Source organism: Mucilaginibacter sp. P5_A6, assembly GCF_056400585.1.
The window spans coordinates 121,453-139,587 of record NZ_JBFUKZ010000023.1 but is presented as its reverse complement, the minus strand read 5'-3'; the positions used below and the strand labels follow the sequence as shown (position 1 = coordinate 139,587).

Here is an 18,135-nt window from a genome sequence, read left to right as displayed (position 1 = left end):
CCACTCACCACTCACCACTCACCACTCACCACTCACCACTCACCACTCACCACTCACCACTCACCACTCACCACTCACCACTCACCACTCACCACTCACCACTCACCACTCACCACTCACCACTCACCACTCACCACTCACCACTCACCACTCTTCCTATCAAAAATATTACTGTGTCATTATTACACATTGGTATTGACACATCAATATTTAATTATAAATTTGGCGGGAGCCAATCGATTGTAATAAATTGGTACAATAGCTCCTGTAAACCGACATCTAAACTCCAATTAACGCAAACCCATATTAAGCCAATATGAAAAAAATCGCCCTTTTTGTCTTTGTAGCACTTAGCTGCATTTACTTTTCATGTAATAAAACCAGGCCCGGCAAACCCCGTGTACTGGTATTTTCAAAAACCATGGGCTTCCACCATGCATCAATAGATGCAGGTATAGCAGCCATCCAAAAACTGGGTAAAGAAAACGGCTTTGATGTGGATACTACCAAAAACGCAGCAATGTTTAATGAGGATACTCTTAAAAAATACGCGACCGTTATTTTTTTAAGTACCACCGGCGATGTACTGGATTACCGCCAGGAAGCCGCTTTTGAACGATATATACAAGCTGGCGGCGGTTATGTAGGCATACATGCGGCAGCCGATACCGAGTACGACTGGGGATGGTATGGCCGCCTCATGGGCGATTGGTTTTATGACCACCCAGGCATTCATGATAAAAATCCGAATGTACAGCCGGGTACCTATAATGTAGTTGATGCCACCAATGATGCTACCAAACACCTGCCTAAAGTATGGAAACGTACCGACGAGTTTTACAGCTTTAAAAAGGCGCTTGCCCCCGATGTTCATGTGCTGATTACACTTGATGAAAGCACCTACAAAGGCGGCAAACGGATGGGCTTACACCCGGCCACCTGGTACCATGATTTTGATGGAGGCCGCGCCTTTTATACAGCAATGGGGCATACCGAAGAAACTTACAAAGACGACAACTACTTAAAAATGCTGCTTGCCGGCATTAAATACGCCGTCGGCGAAAACAAAGAGTTGAACTATTCAAACGCCAAATCGCAGTTGCCGCCAGATGAAGACAGATTTGCCAAAACCCAGCTTTCAACAGGCCAGTTCTTTGAGCCCACAGAAATGACCGTTTTGCCCAATTTAGATATCCTGGTGATACAACGCCGCGGCGAGATCATGCGGTACAATCACGAAACTCAAAAAGTTAAACAGGTAGGCTTTTTTGATGTGTACTACAAAACCTTGCATACGCCCGGCGTAAACGCCGAAGAAGGTATGCTTGGCCTGGCTAAAGACCCTGATTTTGCCAACAACAACTGGATTTATATTTATTATAGCCCTGCTGATAGTTCTGTTAACCGCCTGTCGAGGTTTACATTTAAAAACGATACGCTGGATAAAAAGACCGAAAAGGTAATCCTCGAAGTAAAAGCACAGCGCGAAATTTGCTGCCATACGGGTGGCTCTATCGCTTTTGGACCAGGCCCCGATAAGATCCTGTTCTTCTCGGCCGGCGATAACTCTACTCCTTTTGATGAAAAAGGACAAAAATATGTAACCAGCGGTTATGCCCCCCTGGACGACAGACCAGGCCACCTGCAGTTTGATGCCCGCCGGTCGGCAGGTAATACAAACGATCTGCGGGGCAAAATCCTGCGTATAAAATTAAAGGATGACGGCACTTATGATATTCCCGAAGGAAACCTGTTCCCTAAAGGTACGCCCAAAACCCGCCCCGAGATTTATGTAATGGGCGACCGGAACCCTTACCGTATTTCAGTCGATCAAAAAAACGGCAACTTATATTGGGGCGAGGTTGGCCCGGATGCCCATAATGATAGCCTTGACACCCGCGGACCAATGGGGTATGATGAAGTAAACCAGGCACGCAAAGCCGGCAACTTTGGCTGGCCATATTTTGTTGGCGATAACAAACCTTACCGTCTTTATGACTATGGTACAGGAACTATTGGTCAGACGTTTGACCCCAAACACCCGGTAAATAATTCGCGCAATAACACCGGCTTAACAAATTTACCACCCGCGCAACCGGCATTTATATGGTATCCTTACGGAGCATCTGCCGAATTTCCGCAGGTTGGTTCTGGTGGTCGTAATGCAATGGCCGGTCCGGTTTATTATGCCGATATGTTCCCTGCCGAAACACGCTTGCCCGATTATTACAATGGTAAGTTTTTAGCATATGACTGGATGCGCGGCTGGATTAAAGCAGTTACCATGACGCCCGAAGGGGATTTTGATAAGATGGAACCATTCTTCCCCGGTTTGAAGGTAAACTCCATGATTGATATGGAAATTGGACCAGATGGCCGCCTATATGGTTTAGAGTATGGAAGTGGTTGGTTCACCCATAATCCGGATGCCGGTTTAATAAGGATTGATTATATCAAAGGCAACAGGCCCCCTGCTATATCCTATTTAAAAGCGAATAAAACATCGGGGCTTTTACCGTTTGCTGTTAAGCTCAGCACGAAGGCTAAAGATCCCGAAGGCGATAAAGTTACCTACACCTGGACTTTGGGCGATGGAACTACAAAAGAAACAGAAGTACCGGAACTTGATTATACCTACACCAAACCCGGCGATTATAAAATTACCGTGGACGCAAAGGATAGCGAAGGCGCAAGCAGCAAGAGCTCGCCAGTGAGCATTTATGCCGGTAACGAGCAGCCGCAGGTAACTGTAAAATTAACAGGGGGCAACAAATCTTTTTATCTGCCCGGCTCGCCTTTAAGCTATGCGGTTACTGTAACCGATGGCGCCGACACTAAAAAAATTGATCCAAAACGTATAATTGTTAATGTTGATTATATCGATGGCTACAAAAAACCGGTAGAGGCATCAAAGCTGGAACAGGCATCGCCCGAAAACAGCGGCAAAGCATTAATGCTTACCATGGATTGCAAAAGCTGCCATAAAGAGGTTGGTAAATCAATTGGCCCGTCGTTTATAGATGTGAGCACCAAATACCAAAAAGATCCTGATGCCATGGCTAAACTTAGTCAAAAGGTAATAAAAGGAGGCGCAGGAGTTTGGGGCGAAACTGCAATGTCGGCGCATCCAAGCATTAAAAAGGGTGACCTGGACCAGATCATTAGCTGGGTGCTTGGGTTGGGTAAGGATAACCAAAAGAAATCCCTGCCGCCATCAGGCACCATTTCGCCCGATCCTGGTAAACAGCCTGCTGCCACGCTGGTACTCACAGCTAAATATACCGATGATGGTACCGATGCCATTAAAGCGTTAACCGGTATCGGTATAGCTACATTGAACAGCAGCAACTATATGTTTAACGGTACCGAAAAGGTTAACGGATTTACCTCGTTTAAGTACAACGGTATGAGCCTGCTAATCTTCCCGCCAAATGAAGGCTGGTTTGAGGTAGAGAACATCGATCTGACGGGAGTAAAATCAGTTAACATGACCGCTTTCTGGCAAACAACGCCGCCAATAGGCTTCAATGCTGAACTAAGGATTGATGCCCCAAATGGCAAATTGGTAGGTAAAGGTAGCATGCCAACCCCAACCAAAGGCCAAAAAGCCGGTATTGCCCATATAACCATTAACCCGGTAACCGACGGTAAAATGCATCAGTTGTATTTTATTTTCAAACCAATAAAACCGGGGGCCATGGTTGGTGGAGTTACCGGATTGATATTTAGTGCTAAGTAAAAGAATCTAACTCAGCCCTCTCCTTTTGGGGAGGGCTTTTTAAAAACAAAAAATCCGTCTATTTTTCAGGAATAGTTTTTGTTTCTCAAACCCTGTACCAATCACACACCTTTGGTACACTGTTCATATACCTTTTGGCATACTTTACAGATACCTTCCAGGCACTTTTCAATACCTGATCGCACGCTGTGAAAAATATATAAGCATATATAAATCAAGAAGTTAGGTTCATATAGATCGCTTCGCACGATCTTTTTAACTTAAAAAACCAAGGCATTTATCGGGTTTGATAATTGCCTTGGTTCTTACTATACAAATTTACAAAAAATGTGAAAAATATCCAACTAAATCCGTCCGGATAGGTTCACATTTTTAAAAAGTTGATTGTGTCTCCATAACCAACTTTTCAATCAGCCTTAAAATATTTTAAAGCCCACACTTAAAGCCCAAAGATTTTGGCGCTGGCCGTAGTTTGAATTTACTTTAGATAAACCGCCTTCATAACGTAGGTCGGCGGTTATAGCGCCGATATCAACACCCGCGCCGGCCTGGAAACCTAAAGTGCTTTTGTTATAACTTCCAAAATCATTGTAAGCACCGCTTACGTTATCGCTAAAGCTTTGATTTTTATCAAGTGCGTAACTATAAACCGGCCCGGCCATTATTCTAAAATTCAAATCTTTAGCTCCAAATGATTTTCCTAAAAGCAATGGAACGTTTAAGGTTGTAAACCTTACTTTACCTTGAGTTGTAACAGTAGCATTATTGGTTTGAAAATCAAACTTCCCTCCTTTACTGGCTAAATAAAGTTCGGGCTGTAAATAAAGACCGCTGCCAATCCGGCCAAACAACCCTGCCTGATAACCGGTTACAGATGATTCACCAACTGCGGAAGTGTTAATTTTTGAAAAATTGACACCACCCTTAACACCTAAAGAAAACTGTGCTTGCGCACTGATGCTTACCGCTATCAGCAATGCTGCACTTAATAGATACTTTTTCATAGAATTTAATTTTTAGCGGGGCGAAGCTATGCTTTTTTGTATTATTTGCATAAAACCCCATTGTTAACATAGATAGTTAGTTATAAAACCGGCTGTATAGATAGCCTGTAATCGCCTATCAATTGACACGCCAAATTCTTAAACGTTGCCTTAAGCGTATTTTTTATAACTGCATCGAAATAATTTTTTCACAGCATTAGCGTGCCGCCAATAGTTTTGTAAGTATTTCTACACAACATTCCAGCTCGGCCGGTGTTGAGGATGCAAAGCCCAACCGGGTAAAATTAGGTGCGGCCGGGCTATTATCTCCCTGGAAGTAGAGACCTTTTTTTAAAGCGCTTTGAGCCAAACGGGGTAAATCTATCTGCTCATCAAAATGGGTCCATACAGCCAGGCCACCATCCGGTACTTTAAACTGCACATAGTTTTTGAGGTAATCGTTCATCAGGCTGCAAAAAATATCCCGTCGCTGTTGGTACATCCGCAATGATTTACGCAGATGGCGTTGAATGATGCCATTTTGCAATAGCTCGGCCATGGCATTTTCAAGCAGCGTATCGCCCTGTCTGTCAATTGTTCTGCGCAGTTGCGCCAGTTGTTCAATAACATTTTCGGGGCCAACCAAATACCCAACCCTTATGGCCGGCGATATCGTTTTTGAAAACGATCCGCAATACAAAACCATACCGGCATCATCGGCACTGGCAAGCGGCATCAGAGGCTTGTTCTGATAATGGAAATCATAATCGTAATCATCCTCAAAAACAATGAAGCCATATTTTTGAGCCAATGAAAGTAAATGTACACGGCGGTCGGCCCGTAAAGCTACGGTAGTGGGGTAATGATGATGCGATGTAACATACGCCAGTCGTACCGGCTGCTTAAGGCAAAGCGCTTCAAGCCTGTTAATATCCATCCCGTATTCGTCAACCGGAATTTTTACCAGGTTTGCCCCCGCCTGCAAAAAGTTGGTTTCGGCCCCGGCCCAGCCGGGCTCCGCTGTTACAACGGTATCACCAGGCTCCAGCAAACCTGCACAGGCTAAGTGCAGGCCCATTACGGTTCCGCGTACAATAAGAATATTGGCAGGCGTAACCCTTAATCCCCGGGTAATATTTAAATAAGCCGCCAGCTCCTGGCGCAGCCATGCCGAACCTTTAGGATCGGCATAGCCCAGGCGGCTATAAGGGTTCCCGGTTAAAAGCTGGGTGCGGTAAGCCCGGGAGATATCAAGCACAGGCGCTATCCGCACATCCGGAAAACCGTCATCAAGGTGCAGGTCGATATTCAGATCCGCCATTTTCCGTTGAAGATGAGGCGCCGGTTTAACCCCGAACCCGGCTACCCTGGCCACATCAGGGGTATTATTTAATAACGATTGCGGTTTTGATACAGGCAAATGCGCTGCTACAAATGTGCCGCTGCCTGCCCGGCTTTCCAGCCAGCCCTGCGCCAGCAATTCGTCATAGGCCCTAATAACCGTTTTACGGTGAACATTTAATACAAGGGCCAGTTGCCGGGTGCTTGGCAGCCTGTGCCCCGCACTTAAAGTACCAGCCCTTATTAACCCCATTAATTGGTTGGCCAATTGCATGTAAACGGGTAATACCGCTTCCTTATCTATAATTAAGCCTGATGAAAATACCTGCATAAAATTGGACTACCTGTTTTGTTTTAATTGGGCGACAATGGTGATCCAATAAACGCATAATTTTATAAAAAAACAACATTATGACAACACCGGCAGCACACCTTATTCCCAGCAGGGCAGCTAAAAGGGCAAATTATGAGCCCGAAACCATCAACAGCATTCTTGATGAAGCGTTGTATTGCACCATCAGCTATTCATCAGAAAATAAACCCTATTCTATCCCTACCGCCTTTGTAAGGTACACAGATCGTATTTATGTACATGGTTCTGTAGGCAGCCACCTGATGCGGGAGCTTGAAAAAGGTATCCCGGTTTGCATAACTGTAACACTGATGGATGCGCTTGTGGTAGCAAAATCAGCTTTTCACCACTCTGTTAACTATCGGTCGGTAGTGATATTTGCACAAGCTGAAAAGATTGAAGACTCCGCCGATAAAATAGAAGCTTTTAAATGGCTCACAGACAAAATTGTACCCGGCAGCTGGGATTACCTGCGCACGATAACCGACCGGGAAGTACTTAAAACAACCGTGCTGGCCTTTAAAATTGATGAAGCATCGGCCAAGGTACGTACCGGCATGCCTGTTGATGACGATGATGACCTGGAGCTGCCTATTTGGTCGGGCCTTATTCCCCTGCAAACCAAACGACTGGCCCCCTTACCCGACAAATTAAGCGAAGAAATGCCATTACCAGCTCATCTTATGCATATTTAGTTTTAAAAATAAGGCATAACCTGATTTTTAGATTCTGCTGCCATGTATTTTTTATATTTTTGCTTAAAATAATTTAACGATGGCCGAGATCAGTATTACCAATAAAGATTGGGAACGTGTAAAAATTAAAGTTCAACGTAAATATAACAGCCTTACCGACGAGCAGTTAAAATATACCGAAGGACAGGAAGAAGCCCTAATAACCAAGCTAATGGATCTTGTAAACCGTAACAGGGAATATGTAGTATTCACCCTAAAAAAGGCATTGGTAAATATTGATAATAACAGGCTGTAAATAAGGCCGGATTTGTAAAAATCGATAAGCTTTTCGTATTTTTATATGTTTTAATGTTGTACAGGGTATGGTGATCTTAAGAAAATACAAAAAGATAGGCTTATTTGCCGGTATTATAACACTGGCGGTAGGTGTTGCGGCTTTTGATGACGACCTGTTCCAGATTTCAAAAAATCTTGATGTTTTTGCATCGGTATATAAAGAGGTGAACATTAATTATGTTGATGATATCAACTCGGCCAAGCTGGTTAAAACCGGTGTTGATGCCATGTTGGATGGCCTTGACCCCTATACCGAATTTGTACCCGAATCGGAAATTGAAGATTATAAGCTCCATTACGTAAGCACCCAATATGGTGGCATAGGCGCCAGTATCTTTGCCCGCAATGGCAAAGTGTATGTATCTGATGTATTTGAAGGCTTTCCGGCCCAAAAAGGAGACGTGCGGCCCGGCGACCAGGTATTAAAAATAAATGATATTGACCTTAGCAGTAAAAATAACGACCAGGTAAGCCTGTTGCTTAAGGGTTCAAAAGGTGCTGCTATAAAATTGCTGATCAAACGCGACAATGTGGCCCAGCCGTTTGAAAAAAACCTGGTGCGCGATGAGATAAAACAACCAAATGTTTCTTACTACGGCATGGTTGCGGGCAATATGGGTTATATCAAACTCGATAAATTCCTGGAAAACTCTGCCGGTGAAGTTACCAACGCACTGGTGTCGCTAAAAAAAAGCAATCCCACTGGTATCATATTAGATCTTCGCTCCAATGGCGGGGGCATACTGCAGGAAGCGGTAAAGATAGTTAACCTTTTTGTGCAAAAGGATGTTGAGATAGTTTCGCAAAAAGGAAAAATAAAAGATAAAAACTTCACCTACAGCACTGTTAGCGCACCACTTGAACCTAATTTACCTTTGGTAGTATTGGTTAACAGCCACTCGGCATCGGCATCAGAAATTGTTGCAGGCTCGTTACAGGATCTTGACCGGGCCATTATTATAGGCCAGCGCAGCTACGGCAAAGGTCTGGTTCAGCAAACATTTAACCTGCCCTATAATAGTTTGGTGAAAATAACCATCGCTAAATACTATGTACCATCGGGCCGCTGCATCCAGGCACTTGATTACACCCACCGTAAGGATGATGGTAGCGTAGTTAAAGTAGCCGATTCACTGATCCATGAGTTTAAAACCAAAAATGGCCGCTCGGTTTATGATGGCAGCGGTATTTACCCGGATATTTTTATTAAACAGGAAAAATTTGCCAATGTAACCCAGGCTTTAGTAGGTAAACTTTTGATATTTGATTATGCCACCTTATACCGCGACAAACACGCTAAAATAGCTGATATCAAATCGTTCGGCCTATCAGATAATGATTATAACGATTTTGTAAAATACCTTGCTGACAAGAATTATAACTACATAACCTCATCAGAAAAATTGTTAAACAATCTTAAAACCGAAGCCGCCAGGGAAAAGCAGTTTAATGATATTCAAAATGAATATGATGTTTTGAAAACTAAACTTATCGCCAGCAAAAAGAACGACCTGCAACAGCATAAAGATGAAATAAAACAGGTGCTTGAAAATGAGATAGCATCCAGGTATTACTATGAAAAAGGCCGTTACGAAGCTAACTTTAAATATGATAAAGAACTTGCCCAGGCTGTAAAAACCATGCAGGATAAAACCCAGCTGGCATCTATACTGAAAGGCGAAGGAAATTACAAAGTTATTGGTAAACCAATGCTTGCCATGACCGCCAAAAAAGTGGCAGACAAGGATAGCGACGACGAATAATTTATATAAAAGCTAAAAGCAGAATGCACAAAGCAAAAAGCTAATGCTTTGGTTAGTAATTACATAATGTTGATTTATGTGAAATTATTTAATAGACTTAATTTAATCTACCCTTCATTCACTTACCCCATTCTTAGAAGCTATCTAAAAACGGAAATTATTCATTGCCGTCAACGGTAAAAAAAGTCTCATTGGGGGTTTCAGCCCAATTATTCAAGCGGCATTTTGGCTAAAGCCACTGTTTTTCAGTCACTATTCCGTTGACTAAAGTCAACGGCAATGATTTTCATATAATCCATAAATAATTTAACAGCTTCTTAGCAAATTATAACTAACTGACCTTCACCCTCAACAAACAATAAACTAAACTTTTTTTATTTGTTATTGTCATACCTGCAAACAAAACAATAACGCTATGAAAAAAATCATTTTAACAGCCGCTATTTTTTTAGGTTGTTTATCAATAAAGCCTGCCGCCGCGCAAATAAGTTTGAGCATCAATATTGGCAATCAGCCCGAGTGGGGACCTGTTGGATATGACCATGCAGATTATTACTACATGCCCGATATTGATTCATACTACGATGTAAATGCACATCAGTATGTTTATTTCAATAACAATGTATGGGTGCATTCAATCGCATTACCTCCACGTTACAGCAATTATGATGTTTATAACGGTTACAAAGTTGTGGTAAATGAACGTACCCCATGGGTTCGTAATACAGTATACCGTACCAGGTATATAAAGTATAAAGGGCGCCGCGATCAGGTTATTATACGCGACAGCAAAGAAGCAAAATACAGTAAGCATTGGAACGGAAATGGCAAAGGTAACCGCGTAGATGAACGCAAAGATGACCGCCAGGAACGCAAAAATGAGCGCAAAGAACGTAAAGATGACCGCAAGGCCGATAAAGGCCATGGTCATAAAGATTAATGTTTGATTGTTAGTTTTTGTATACAACAGGCTTCTTGTAACAAGGAGCCTGTTTTTTTATATTCGCCCAGTGTTTAGCCGCCGGTGAAGATTTAATTTTTAAACTATTTGGATCAAACATTGTCATACATCACAAACAATGTAATCAGCCGGGATTTTAAGCTCACCAACGATTACACAATATTTAATTAAAACCATCAAATGAAAAAGATCATTTTTTCGGCAGCAATACTGCTAAGCTGCTTCGCAATTAAAACAGCCAATGCCCAGGTAAGCGTTAGTTTAGGGATTAACATTGGTAGCCAGCCAGCCTGGGGCCCGGTTGGGTACGAACACGCAAGCTATTATTACATACCCGATATAGATACCTATTACGATGTGCCTACTCATCAGTATGTGTATTTTGATAACAATGTATGGGTACACCGTACTTACCTACCGGTACGTTACCGTAACTATGACCTGTATCACGGCTACAAAGTTGTAATAAATGATAGAAACCCATGGTTAAGGCATGACGTTTACAGAACAGAATATGCCGGCTACAGGGGCCGTCATGACCAGGTTATTATCCGTAACAGCCGCGATGTAAGGTATGCCAATTATTGGAGAGGCAATCATAACCGTAGGGTAGTTTATAATCGCGGTGGTGGCAATGGTCACTTTGATAATGGCAACCATGGTGGCCGCGGTCCGCAATTTCACGGAAATGGTGGCGGTCATGGTGGTGGCGATCACGGAAACCGTGGCGGTGGCGGTCATGGAAACCATGGCGGTGGCGATCACGGAAACCGTGGTGGTGGTAATCATGGCGGCCATGGTGGCGGCCACGGTCATCATTAATCAGTAAATTAAAAAACAAAACAGGCCTCCCTTAAAATAAAACGGGGGCTGTTTTGTTTAAACCAGGTTTATAGTAATTAGCCGTACCTTGCTATTACAAACAGGCGGGTTTTTATTTATGTTTGTATTATAAGGTCAAGGTAAATGTATACACTATCCGAAGAGAATTATTTAAAGGCTATTTACAGGATTGCGCAGCAAAAGGATGTTAAAATAACCCCAACCGCAATTGCCGAAACTCTGGGTAACAACCCTGCTTCGGTGGTTGACATGATCCGCAAGCTTACCGAAAAGCAACTTATAGCATATGATAAAAAGCAGGGCGTAAAGCTTACCACACAGGGATTAAAAGATGCCGTGTTAATAGTTCGCAGGCACCGTTTGTGGGAAGTTTTCCTGTTAGAGAAACTGGGTTACCATTGGGATGAGATTCATGATATTGCCGAGGAGCTGGAGCACGTAAGCAATGCTACACTTGCCGACAGGCTTGATAAATTCCTGGGCTTCCCCGACTACGACCCTCATGGCGACCCTATACCGAAGGCCAATGGCAAAGTACCCAAATCATTTTCAATTACACTAACCGATCTTAAGGCCGGTACAGCATGCCGTGTAGCCGCCGTTCGCGATACCAGTAATGCATTTTTACAATACCTCCTGAAACTGGATATAGGGATAGGTACCCACATACAACTGATAGAAAAGATCCCCTTTGATAACTCGCTTGTAATTAGTATCAATAGCGGCGAAAACACAACGGTATCCCAAAAGTTTGGCGAGAATATTTTAATAGATTAATACCAATTAGCCTTTAGTCGAAAGTCTTAAGTTCAAAGTCAGAAAAGAGCAAATCCGTCTTACGACTTAGTACTGTTGACTTAACACTGGTTCTTTTGTCCCCGGTATTTAATCCTTTATCCTTTTTGTCTTTGTAATGTTAAATAATGTGAAAACCACTAATTTGCATTATTTGCAACCCCGTTTTCATCTTATTTTCATGCAAGGCCGCTACTTTAGTTTTTAATAGAGTGGCGATGTAGTGTTTTTTGCTAAAAATTCCGCCATTTCTGCAACAAGGATTTAGAGGGTGTTTGATTTTTGACATAAAGAATTTATTTATGCTGGCTGTAAAAACTTTAAGTAACAATTTAACCATCTACAGGCGTAATGTATACGCAATGGGTGATAAGTTTGAGATTAGTGTAGTTGGAACCGATCATTTACTGGCCAACAAACAAATAGATATTGCCATTGGTGAAATTAACCGGGTCGAAAAACTACTCTCGGCTTTTGGTGATGACAGTAATATTAAACAAATTAACCGTAATGCAGGGATTGGCCCGGTAAAAGCTAATGGCGAAATATTCAGGCTGATCAACAGGGCTTTGCAAATATCCGATCTTACCCATGGCGCTTTTGATATTACCTATTTTACAGGCAACCGCATAGCAGGTAACGAAAACGCACTTGTTGAAAATTCACCTGTTAAAACTGCCCCCTATTCGGTAATGCAAACCAACTACCAAAGCGTTATACTTGATGCAGCTAAACAAACCATCTTTTTAAAGGAAAAAGGCATGCGCATTGGCTTTGGAGCCAATAGCAAGGGTTACGCTGCCGACAGGGCAAAATATATTTTACAAATGAACGGTGTAAACAGCGGTGTTATTAATTCAGGCGGCGATTTGTTAACCTGGGGAACACAGCCAAATTCTAAACCATGGACCGTTGCAGCCGCCGACCCAGAGCAAAGGAAACAACCTTTTGCCCATCTCGACATTAGTAATATGGCTTTCGCAACATCGATAAGTGCCGAAAAATATGGCAGCGTAAGCAAGAAAAAGTTCCAAAGTGTTGCAAACACCGGCAAAGGATTCCCGGTAAGCGAAATTAAAAGTGTGAGCATCATTAGCCCAACTGCAGAACTTTCTGACGCTATGGCATCACCAGTAATTAATATTGGCGTTAATGCGGGCATGTATTTAATAAACCAGCTGAATCAAATAGCCTGTATCATTATTGATGACCAAAACCGCGTTTACACATCAAAAGGTGTAAACATTTGATACGAATTTAAATTACAATCTATCATAATTATTCCGGCAAGGTGTGCATTTACAAAATTATTAAGGCAACAATTGACCTTTAAATAATTTTGTAAAGCAATTGTTATCAACAGTACCCTTCCCCTTTGGGTTTTACTGTTTATATTGACCGATATTTGAATACAATTTTAAGTTTTTCTTCCTCCCAATGATAAAGTGGTTTGCGTATATTGTACTGTTATTGATATTTGCACCATGTTTATCATCTGCCGGTAATACCAACAACCCGTTAAATTCTGTTTATAATAATAACATGATCACGGTATCGCGTAATAGCTTGCCAGCGGACACGTTATTACCAAAAAGTAAAAAACAGCAGGAACAGGATGAAAAAAATAAAATTAAAGAGGTAGCCAAGGCAAAAAGGCAGGCAAAGCCCGAAAAGGTTGACGAAAACGGCACAACGGTGCCCGCTAAACCCAAACCCAAAAGACAACGCCGGCCCGAAGGGTTGGAGCGCCCGCCCGAAATACCACGAAGAAATGGCAATTAAACAGGTTAACAAACAATTTACCAATTTTTGATGAAGTACCTTTGCTTACTTTTTTTAATTACCGGTTGTAATGCCTTATATGCCACCGGTATTAAAGCAACTGTTATTACAGGTAGCTGCCCCCATGTTGTTGCCGATACTGATACTATTATCAGAAAGCAATCTGTCTCTGTAGGGGTAAACTATGGCAGCGATGCGCTTTTTTTCGGGCGTACAAGTCCTGTTAAATATCCGTTTGTTACCGGCGATATCATATATAATAGTAAACCCGGGCTTTTTGTATATGGCTCGGTGCTTAAAGTTTTGGGATATAAACCTATAGACGAGGTTGATGTTGGCGGTGGCTATTTCTATAAGTTCTCCAAACAATTCTCGGGGGCGGTAAGCTATACCCGGTTTATTTTTAATAAAAATGCCAATGTGATAAAATCGGCATCCTCTAATGATATCAACCTTAAAAACTCCTACGACTGGAAATTACTGAAAAMCAGCGTGATCACAGATTACCTTTTTGGTAAATCGAATGATTTCTTTGTTACTGTAACCAACTCCAAATATTTTGAAACCAGCTGGGGTATTTTTGACGACAAGGACTATCTTTCATTTAATCCATCCTTTAATTTTATAGCGGGCACACAAAATTTTGTGCAACGCTACTCACTCGACCATCGCTTTCAGAATGAGATAGACAATATTTACGTGCATAACGACCCAAATTCTGCCCGTTATAACAGGCGGTTTAAAATGCTTAACTATAGCTTTAAACTACCTGTTGCCTATAACAGGCCGCATTATACATTTGAAGCATCCTGGCGATACTCTATGCCTGTTAATGTTGAAGGGGCACTTGAAAACCGCAGAGAATCGTTCTTTAACTTCACCTTTTACTACCTTTTTTATTAAACCAACCGTATGAATGTTTTAATAATTGAAGACGAAAAGGCCCTTGCACAGGAACTTGAAATTTTTCTGACTAATTATAACTACATCTGCGAGGTTTGTTTCGACGGGACTTCGGCATCAGAAAAGATAGCTACCAATTTGTACGATTTTATTTTAATAGATCTCGGATTGCCAGACTATGACGGACTTGATCTGCTGAAAGAAGCCAAAAAGCTCGATTCGGATGCGGCCTGTATAATACTCACCGCACGTGCCGAAATTAATGACCGCATTAAAGGTCTCGATCTTGGTGCTGATGATTACCTGCCCAAACCATTTTCGTTACTGGAGCTTCAAAGCCGGATGCAGGCTATTATCCGCCGTAAATTTGGGGTTAAAAACAATATAATTGAACTCGATGGTTTCCTCATCGATCTTACAAACCGTACTATATCACACGGTAGCAGCGTGGTAAACACCATCACCAAAAAAGAATTTGATCTTATTGCCTATTTAATTCTGCATAAAAACCGTACCCTCACCCGCATGCAGCTAAGCGAACACATTTGGGGCAGTGTGGTTAATAATGATTACGACTCTAACTATATTGATGCGCATATTAAAAATATAAGGAAAAAATTAAACGCCTTTGCATCGCCCGATTGGCTTGAAACAGTAAGAGGGCTGGGCTACAAAATAAAAATCAACGCTTAAGTATTGAAACTCAGAACAAAACTTACGCTTTTTAACGCCATATCAAAACTGGTGATAGTGATACTGTTTGTATTGCTTGTGCCGGTATTGATTAAAAATATCAGCAGCAATTATGTAGATAGCAAGTTGATAAAACAAAAAAACAAATTACTGCAAATAGTAAAAAGCCGGGGCATTGAAACCTATATTGTAAACGGCGAAGGCTATGGAAGCTACCTCCCCCTCAAAGACGAATACATAAGCCTTGATGAAGTTGAACCCGATTACTATTTAGATACCATTAAAAGGGGTAAGCGCCTTTTTAGCGAGGGCGATACCCTTGAATACCGGATATTGAGCCATACTTTTAAAGTAAAAAATAAAAATTACCTGCTGGAGATAGGCAAAAGTGTAGATACACTTGACGAAACCAGTAGCCCGCTACAAAGTATAGCATTCCAGGTACTGCTGGGGATGATCCTGCTTACCATCCTGGCCGACCAGGTTTACTCTACCTACGTGCTTAAGCCACTCCGAACGATTATAAAAACAAAACTGATAGGCCAAAAATTTCCCAATTTCCAGTCGTACCGGAAGGTACGCACCACCACATCTGATTTTGAGCACCTTGATCTGAGCATCCATAAAATGATTGAGACCATTGCCGATAAATTTCACAGGGAGCGCGAGTTTATCTCCAATGCATCACATGAATTAATGACCCCTATTTCTATTCTTCAATCAAAAATTGAGAATATGTTTGAAGAGGAGGATATCAGTGATGAGGTTAAAGTGCGCCTGTTAGAGATGCAAAAGATACTGAACCGATTAAAAAGTATTACCAAAACACTGCTCCTGATATCGCAAATAGAAAATGAACAATTTTTAAAGGAAGATAAAGTAGCCGTAAATGAACTGCTGCAGGATGTGTATGATGAGATCTCTATCCGCCTGCAGGATAAAAATATCAGCTATGATATTGCTGTGCCCTATAACTGGTACATGGTTAATATCAATAAATTTTTGCTTTTCAATTTATTTTATAATCTTATCAATAACGCAATTAAATATAACCGGGAAGGCGGCAGCATCAGGATAGCGGCTGTGGCTGTAAATGATAAATTTGTGATCACCATTACTGATACGGGTATTGGTATTGCAGCAGAAGCACTCCCTTCTATATTTAACCGCTTTAAAAAACTCCGTCAATCTCTGCAGCAGGATAGTTTTGGCCTGGGCCTGCCTATTGTAAAATCAATAGCCGGCTTTCATGATATCGAAATTGATGTGGTATCAGAAAAAGGGATAGGCAGTACTTTTAAACTCATCCTCCCGGCTACATTAATAGTGGTTAATTAATTTAGTCAGGCGCATCTCTTTTGTATCAATAATTTTACTTTTATGTACTAAAAATTGGCCATTCCTTTTGGTTCAGACTAAATGTCCATTACAAACCTGACATTAACTTTCCTAATTGTTAAAAAATTAAAACTATTTGGCGTATTTATCTCGATTTATATGGGATTTACCTTTTGGCATCCGCTTTGCAAATAGCAATTTATATATACAAATATTATTATGAAATCTTTAAGAATTAAGATTGCTACTTTCAGCTTAGCATTAGCAACAGCAGGCATTTTAGGTGCAGGTTGTAACTCATTAACCAAAACACAAAAAGGTGCTGCTATTGGTGCAGGTGCAGGTGGTACAGTAGGTGCCTTTATAGGTAAAGCTGCCGGTAACACCGCATTGGGCGCAATTATAGGTGGCGCTGTTGGTGGCACCGCAGGTGCTTTTATTGGCCGTAATATGGACAGGCAGGCTGCCGAAATAAAACAAACAGTTCCAGGCGCAACGGTAACCCGCGAAGGTGAAGGGATCCTGGTAAAATTTGATTCGGGTATTTTATTTGATACCGATAAGTCGGCTCTTAAATCAGAAGCTCAAAGCAATTTACAAAAACTGGCTGTATCGCTTCAAAACAACCCCGAAACCAATATATTAATTGTTGGCCATACCGATAACACCGGTTCAGATTCGCATAACATGGACTTATCTGTACGAAGGGCCGAATCGGTAAAATCATTTATTGCCGCAACGAACGTTCCTTCATCACGTTTACAAACATCAGGTAAAGGCGAAACTGAGCCAATTGCTGATAACACAACAGTTGATGGCCGCTCAAAAAACCGCAGGGTGGAAATTGTGATTGTTGCCAACTCAACCATGAAAAACCAGGCTAAACAAGCCGGTCAATAATATACAGTTAAGTTAATATAAAAGATCAAGTTAATTATAAAACCTGGCCGCGAGGGCCGGGTTTTTCTGTTTTTACCGATATTACAATGGCACAAAAAACTATTTGTAATCAACAAGTTAATCTTCTATTTTTGTTATATGTTAAAAATATCCGGATATGAAAACGCTTAAAATATTCATCATCCTGTTTTCCCTTTCTGCTACCGTTGCCAAAGCCCAGTTTACCCGGGCCGAACTACAGGTTAGCGGTCTTACCTGCGCCCTTTGCGCCAGATCAACAGAAAAAGCTTTACGTGCACTGCCTTTTGTAGGCGATATTAAAACCGACCTGATCCGTAACACTTATCTCATCACTTTTAAAAACGATGTGCCTGTAAATTTCGAGCAGATCAGCAAAAAGGTGCAGGGTTCGGGCTTCTCGGTAAACAGCCTTAAGGCCACCTATAATTTTGATACCACCAAAGTTACCGATAACTACTTCAGCTACGGTGGCGATACCTACAGGTTGCTTAACCCAGCCGATAAATCAATTAGCGGCGCTATTAATTTCACCATTGTTGACCAGGGTTTCGCGCCGAAATCGGTATCAAAAAAATACCTGGGCCAGTTAACAGATACAGCTCCTGCATCGGGCCGTCTTTACCACTTAGCTATATAGATTCCGGTTATATTAAAAGCAAAAGCTAACGCTTTGATGTCAATCATGTCAGA

The 18,135-nt window shown here is 41.8% G+C and carries 18 protein-coding genes; 15 read left to right on the top strand and 3 right to left on the bottom strand.

The annotated features are described in order from the left end of the window. Both AC1DO4_RS21855 and AC1DO4_RS21850 read left to right on the top strand, forming a co-directional pair. Window positions 1–199 (top strand): hypothetical protein (locus AC1DO4_RS21855; RefSeq protein WP_477419698.1); only part of this gene is annotated, 199 nt, incomplete at its 5' end. Between the two features lie 117 nt (window positions 200–316). Next, complete coding sequence (locus AC1DO4_RS21850; protein WP_477419697.1) at window positions 317–3,739, top strand: ThuA domain-containing protein; 3,423 nt, start codon at window positions 317–319, stop codon at window positions 3,737–3,739. Between the two features lie 416 nt (window positions 3,740–4,155). Here AC1DO4_RS21850 and AC1DO4_RS21845 read toward each other — a convergent pair whose 3' ends face one another. Then, complete coding sequence (locus AC1DO4_RS21845) at window positions 4,156–4,743, bottom strand: porin family protein (protein WP_477419696.1); 588 nt, start codon at window positions 4,741–4,743, stop codon at window positions 4,156–4,158. 196 nt (window positions 4,744–4,939) lie between these two features. Continuing rightward, window positions 4,940–6,394: a MocR-like pyridoxine biosynthesis transcription factor PdxR gene (gene pdxR / locus AC1DO4_RS21840; RefSeq protein ID WP_477419695.1), complete on the bottom strand. Its 1,455-nt coding sequence runs from the start codon at window positions 6,392–6,394 to the stop codon at window positions 4,940–4,942. A gap of 80 nt (window positions 6,395–6,474) precedes the next feature. Between pdxR and AC1DO4_RS21835 the strand changes: the two genes are divergently transcribed. The 6 genes from AC1DO4_RS21835 to AC1DO4_RS21810 all read left to right on the top strand — a co-directional run bounded on the left by AC1DO4_RS21835 (window position 6,475) and on the right by AC1DO4_RS21810 (window position 11,790). Continuing rightward, window positions 6,475–7,110, top strand: coding sequence for a pyridoxamine 5'-phosphate oxidase family protein (locus tag AC1DO4_RS21835; RefSeq protein WP_477419694.1), 636 nt, complete (start codon window positions 6,475–6,477; stop codon window positions 7,108–7,110). A 79-nt stretch (window positions 7,111–7,189) separates the two neighbouring features. Then, on the top strand, window positions 7,190–7,405 hold the full coding sequence (locus tag AC1DO4_RS21830) for a hypothetical protein (protein WP_477402709.1): 216 nt from the start codon (window positions 7,190–7,192) through the stop codon (window positions 7,403–7,405). 67 nt (window positions 7,406–7,472) lie between these two features. Then, window positions 7,473–9,209 carry a S41 family peptidase gene (locus AC1DO4_RS21825; protein ID WP_477419693.1) on the top strand — a complete coding sequence of 579 codons (1,737 nt, stop codon included), beginning with the start codon at window positions 7,473–7,475 and terminating at the stop codon, window positions 9,207–9,209. A gap of 415 nt (window positions 9,210–9,624) precedes the next feature. Further along, window positions 9,625–10,149 carry a hypothetical protein gene (locus AC1DO4_RS21820; protein WP_477419692.1) on the top strand — a complete coding sequence of 175 codons (525 nt, stop codon included), beginning with the start codon at window positions 9,625–9,627 and terminating at the stop codon, window positions 10,147–10,149. Window positions 10,150–10,350: 201 nt separating this feature from the next. After that, window positions 10,351–10,992: a hypothetical protein gene (locus AC1DO4_RS21815; protein WP_477419691.1), complete on the top strand. Its 642-nt coding sequence runs from the start codon at window positions 10,351–10,353 to the stop codon at window positions 10,990–10,992. Between the two features lie 144 nt (window positions 10,993–11,136). After that, the gene (locus tag AC1DO4_RS21810) at window positions 11,137–11,790 is read left to right on the top strand and encodes a metal-dependent transcriptional regulator (RefSeq protein ID WP_477419690.1); all 654 of its coding nucleotides are present in this window, start codon (window positions 11,137–11,139) and stop codon (window positions 11,788–11,790) included. A 139-nt stretch (window positions 11,791–11,929) separates the two neighbouring features. Here AC1DO4_RS21810 and AC1DO4_RS21805 read toward each other — a convergent pair whose 3' ends face one another. Next, window positions 11,930–12,097 carry a hypothetical protein gene (locus AC1DO4_RS21805; protein ID WP_477419689.1) on the bottom strand — a complete coding sequence of 56 codons (168 nt, stop codon included), beginning with the start codon at window positions 12,095–12,097 and terminating at the stop codon, window positions 11,930–11,932. 13 nt (window positions 12,098–12,110) lie between these two features. Here AC1DO4_RS21805 and AC1DO4_RS21800 point away from each other — a divergent pair, with 13 nt between their 5' ends. From AC1DO4_RS21800 to AC1DO4_RS21770, 7 genes are all read left to right on the top strand, one after another. Beyond that, window positions 12,111–13,058 (top strand): FAD:protein FMN transferase, encoded by a 948-nt coding sequence (locus AC1DO4_RS21800; protein ID WP_477419688.1) that lies wholly within the window; start codon window positions 12,111–12,113, stop codon window positions 13,056–13,058. Window positions 13,059–13,245: 187 nt separating this feature from the next. Further along, window positions 13,246–13,590, top strand: a complete 345-nt coding sequence (locus AC1DO4_RS21795; RefSeq protein WP_477419687.1) for a hypothetical protein — start codon at window positions 13,246–13,248, stop codon at window positions 13,588–13,590. Between the two features lie 30 nt (window positions 13,591–13,620). Further along, on the top strand, window positions 13,621–14,493 hold the full coding sequence (locus AC1DO4_RS21790) for a hypothetical protein (protein ID WP_477419686.1): 873 nt from the start codon (window positions 13,621–13,623) through the stop codon (window positions 14,491–14,493). A 9-nt stretch (window positions 14,494–14,502) separates the two neighbouring features. Then, complete coding sequence (locus AC1DO4_RS21785; RefSeq protein WP_477402701.1) at window positions 14,503–15,186, top strand: response regulator transcription factor; 684 nt, start codon at window positions 14,503–14,505, stop codon at window positions 15,184–15,186. A 3-nt stretch (window positions 15,187–15,189) separates the two neighbouring features. Next, complete coding sequence (locus AC1DO4_RS21780; RefSeq protein WP_477419685.1) at window positions 15,190–16,524, top strand: sensor histidine kinase; 1,335 nt, start codon at window positions 15,190–15,192, stop codon at window positions 16,522–16,524. A 219-nt stretch (window positions 16,525–16,743) separates the two neighbouring features. After that, complete coding sequence (locus AC1DO4_RS21775; RefSeq protein WP_477419684.1) at window positions 16,744–17,424, top strand: YiaD family glycine zipper/OmpA-like lipoprotein; 681 nt, start codon at window positions 16,744–16,746, stop codon at window positions 17,422–17,424. Between the two features lie 157 nt (window positions 17,425–17,581). Then, window positions 17,582–18,082 (top strand): heavy-metal-associated domain-containing protein, encoded by a 501-nt coding sequence (locus AC1DO4_RS21770; protein WP_477419683.1) that lies wholly within the window; start codon window positions 17,582–17,584, stop codon window positions 18,080–18,082. Window positions 18,083–18,135: the final 53 nt, after the last annotated feature.

What these genes read in the sequence shown, in the direction of transcription:
- AC1DO4_RS21835 (WP_477419694.1), top strand. Translation starts at nt 6,475, where the DNA reads ATGACAACACCGGCAGCACACCTTATTCCCAGCAGGGCAGCTAAAAGG.
- AC1DO4_RS21795 (WP_477419687.1), top strand. Translation starts at nt 13,246, where the DNA reads ATGATAAAGTGGTTTGCGTATATTGTACTGTTATTGATATTTGCACCA.
- AC1DO4_RS21820 (WP_477419692.1), top strand. Translation starts at nt 9,625, where the DNA reads ATGAAAAAAATCATTTTAACAGCCGCTATTTTTTTAGGTTGTTTATCA.
- AC1DO4_RS21805 (WP_477419689.1), bottom strand. Translation starts at nt 12,097, where the DNA reads ATGTCAAAAATCAAACACCCTCTAAATCCTTGTTGCAGAAATGGCGGA.
- AC1DO4_RS21850 (WP_477419697.1), top strand. Translation starts at nt 317, where the DNA reads ATGAAAAAAATCGCCCTTTTTGTCTTTGTAGCACTTAGCTGCATTTAC.
- AC1DO4_RS21770 (WP_477419683.1), top strand. Translation starts at nt 17,582, where the DNA reads ATGAAAACGCTTAAAATATTCATCATCCTGTTTTCCCTTTCTGCTACC.
- AC1DO4_RS21845 (WP_477419696.1), bottom strand. Translation starts at nt 4,743, where the DNA reads ATGAAAAAGTATCTATTAAGTGCAGCATTGCTGATAGCGGTAAGCATC.
- AC1DO4_RS21775 (WP_477419684.1), top strand. Translation starts at nt 16,744, where the DNA reads ATGAAATCTTTAAGAATTAAGATTGCTACTTTCAGCTTAGCATTAGCA.
- AC1DO4_RS21785 (WP_477402701.1), top strand. Translation starts at nt 14,503, where the DNA reads ATGAATGTTTTAATAATTGAAGACGAAAAGGCCCTTGCACAGGAACTT.
- pdxR (WP_477419695.1), bottom strand. Translation starts at nt 6,394, where the DNA reads ATGCAGGTATTTTCATCAGGCTTAATTATAGATAAGGAAGCGGTATTA.
- AC1DO4_RS21815 (WP_477419691.1), top strand. Translation starts at nt 10,351, where the DNA reads ATGAAAAAGATCATTTTTTCGGCAGCAATACTGCTAAGCTGCTTCGCA.
- AC1DO4_RS21800 (WP_477419688.1), top strand. Translation starts at nt 12,111, where the DNA reads ATGCTGGCTGTAAAAACTTTAAGTAACAATTTAACCATCTACAGGCGT.
- AC1DO4_RS21810 (WP_477419690.1), top strand. Translation starts at nt 11,137, where the DNA reads ATGTATACACTATCCGAAGAGAATTATTTAAAGGCTATTTACAGGATT.
- AC1DO4_RS21830 (WP_477402709.1), top strand. Translation starts at nt 7,190, where the DNA reads ATGGCCGAGATCAGTATTACCAATAAAGATTGGGAACGTGTAAAAATT.
- AC1DO4_RS21825 (WP_477419693.1), top strand. Translation starts at nt 7,473, where the DNA reads ATGGTGATCTTAAGAAAATACAAAAAGATAGGCTTATTTGCCGGTATT.